The sequence below is a fragment of the Flavobacterium sp. genome, assembly GCF_035760125.1.
In the GTDB taxonomy this organism is placed as follows: Bacteria; Bacteroidota; Bacteroidia; order Flavobacteriales; family Flavobacteriaceae; genus Flavobacterium.
Window position 1 is genome coordinate 1 of record NZ_DASTTN010000450.1, and the last position, 2,713, is coordinate 2,713.

At 34.8% G+C, this 2,713-nt stretch carries 2 protein-coding genes and 1 pseudogene; all 3 read left to right on the top strand.

All coding sequences use genetic code 11. The annotated features are described in order from the left end of the window. The coding region (locus tag VFS71_RS15955; protein WP_326402509.1) for a hypothetical protein at window positions 1-245 on the top strand (245 nt) is incomplete at its 5' end. A gap of 168 nt (window positions 246-413) precedes the next feature. Next, window positions 414-2,222 carry a glycoside hydrolase family 2 protein gene (locus VFS71_RS15960; protein ID WP_326402511.1) on the top strand — a complete coding sequence of 603 codons (1,809 nt, stop codon included), beginning with the start codon at window positions 414-416 and terminating at the stop codon, window positions 2,220-2,222. 78 nt (window positions 2,223-2,300) lie between these two features. Then, window positions 2,301-2,713, top strand: a pseudogene (locus VFS71_RS15965) (glycoside hydrolase family 92 protein); the annotation flags it as partial.

Consider the following 2,713-nt stretch of genomic DNA (forward strand, 5'->3'; position numbering starts at 1 on the left):
ATTTTACTGAGCTTATCCAACAACCAACTATCAATTCTACTGATAAAGAAAAGTTTGCAGAGTTCATGAAATTTAATGCTCAAACATTTTACAAAAAAGGAATTTTCAGACCAAGTATGTTTTCAGGAAATAATTGGAAAGTTGCACCTGCAGCAGGAGCCAATACTGATCTTACAACTCAATTAAGCGGTGTAATGCTTATGGAAGCGGCAGCTAAGCTTGATAAAGATGGATATTTTGATTAATTAAGTAGTTATTTGGTTAGTAACTTTGAATTACCTGAAGGAAATAAACAGCCTTCAGGTTTTTATTCTGCTTTTTGCCAAAAGATAAAACAATATCATTTACAGTTAGAAAGTAGATTTTAGTCACTCACTGAAAAAACACTTTCTAAATCTCAAAAAAATATCATAATGAAAAATAAATTTACAGTTATATTTTTTCTTTTTGTAGGGCTTTCATGCTTTGCGCAATGGAAACCACAGGGCGACAAAATAAAAACAAGATGGGCTGAAAAGGTGGATCCTAATCATCCCCTTCCAGAATATCCTAGACCAATAATGGAAAGAAATCAATGGAAAAATCTTAACGGGTTATGGAACTATGCTATACAGCTGGTAGGACAGACAGCGCCAAAAGGATATGATGGAAAAATACTCGTACCTTTTGCTGTTGAATCAAGCCTTTCCGGAGTAATGAAATCTGTAGGCTCAGAAAAGGAAGTTTGGTATGAAACTACTTTTACTATTGATTCTGATTGGAAAAATAAAGATATTCTTTTGCATTTTGGTGCAGTAGATTGGAAAACAGAAGTTTGGGTTAATGATGTAAAACTTGGTACACATACAGGAGGATTCACACCTTTTAGTTTCAATATAACTCCGTTTTTAAATGGGAAATCTCAAAAACTTGTTGTTAAAGTTTGGGATCCTACCAGTGACGGAACGCAGCCAAGAGGTAAACAAGTTAAAAATCCGGAATCAATTTGGTATACGCCTGTAACAGGAATTTGGCAAACAGTATGGTTAGAACCAGTAAACAAAAAACATATTAATAATATAAGAACAACTCCGGATATTGATCATAATTCAATTAATATAGCCACTGAAGTTGAGGGTAGTCATACAAGTGATATCGTTGAAATTACAGTATTGGACGGATCTAAAACAATAGCTTTAGAAAAAGCAGTGTCTAGCCAGCCTATTGATATAGTACTTAGTAGTCCAAAATTATGGTCGCCAGATTCTCCTTTTTTATACGATATCAAGGTTAAACTTATAAGTGGCGGTAAAGTTATAGACGAAGTAAAAAGTTATTTTGCAATGCGAAAAATATCATCAAAAAGAGATGATAAAGGTATTGTTAGAATTCAACTTAATAATAAAGACTGTTTTCAGTTTGGACCGCTTGATCAAGGATGGTGGCCTGACGGATTGTATACAGCACCGACAGATGAAGCATTAAAATACGATATCCTTAGAACTAAAGAATTAGGTTTTAATATGATTCGTAAACATGTCAAAGTGGAGCCTGCAAGATGGTATACACATTGTGATAAAATGGGAATTTTAGTATGGCAGGATATGCCTAGCGGAGATGAAGGTCCAATTTGGCAAATGCATAAATATTTTGATGGTACTGAATTAAAAAGAACAGCCCAATCCGAAGAAATATACATAAAAGAATGGAGAGAGATTATGGATCATTTGTATTCTTACCCGAGTATCGTAGTTTGGGTTCCGTTTAATGAGGCTTGGGGTCAATTCAAAACTGTTGAGATTACCGAATGGACTAAAAATCATGATCCTAGTAGATTAGTAAATTCATCAAGTGGTGGAAATCATTTTCAAACTGGGGATATGTTAGATATTCATCATTATCCAGGGCCGGAATTAAAATTATATGATGCCCGCAGAATTACCGTTTTAGGTGAATATGGAGGAATTGGTTTTCCTATGGAAGGTCATCTTTGGCAGACAGATAAAAATTGGGGATATACCCAGTTTAAGAATACTAACGAAACTACTACAAAATATAAAGAATATGCTGATCAGTTGATAAAACTGGCTAAAACAGGATTTTCGGCAGCCGTTTATACTCAGACCACAGATGTTGAAGGTGAAGTAAATGGTTTTATGACTTACGATCGTAAAGTTGATAAAATGAATTTTTCTGAAGTAAATAAAATAAACAAGGAAGTAATTAATTCTATTAATAATTAAGCTTTGAAAAAAAATAAACTTAACGTTTTTGTCGTATTTTTAGCAGTGCTCAGTTTGACATCAGCTCAAGCACAGACTATGACTTCGATTGAGGTCAGAACTCCTGTTGGGTGGGTAAATCCTTTAGTGGGAACTGATTCAGATTACGGAATTTCAAATGGGAATACATACCCAGCCATTGCAATGCCATGGGGAATGAATTTCTGGACTCCACAAACTGGCAAGATGGGTGACGGCTGGGCATACACGTACAAATCAAACAGAATTAAAGGTTTTAAACAAACACATCAGCCATCTCCTTGGATGAATGATTATGGTCAGTTTTCAATAATGCCTGTTACGGGTGAATTAAAATTTAAAGAAGAAGACAGACAAAGCTGGTTTTCGCATAAAGCAGAAACGGTAACGCCTTATTATTACAGCGTTTATTTAGCAGATCACAATGTTACGACTGAAATTACACCAACCGAAAGAGCAGCAAGATTCAGATT

Bases quoted from the DNA above. Each gene is read 5' to 3' on its own strand.
- VFS71_RS15960 (WP_326402511.1), top strand. From the start codon at position 414: ATGAAAAATAAATTTACAGTTATATTTTTTCTTTTTGTAGGGCTTTCA.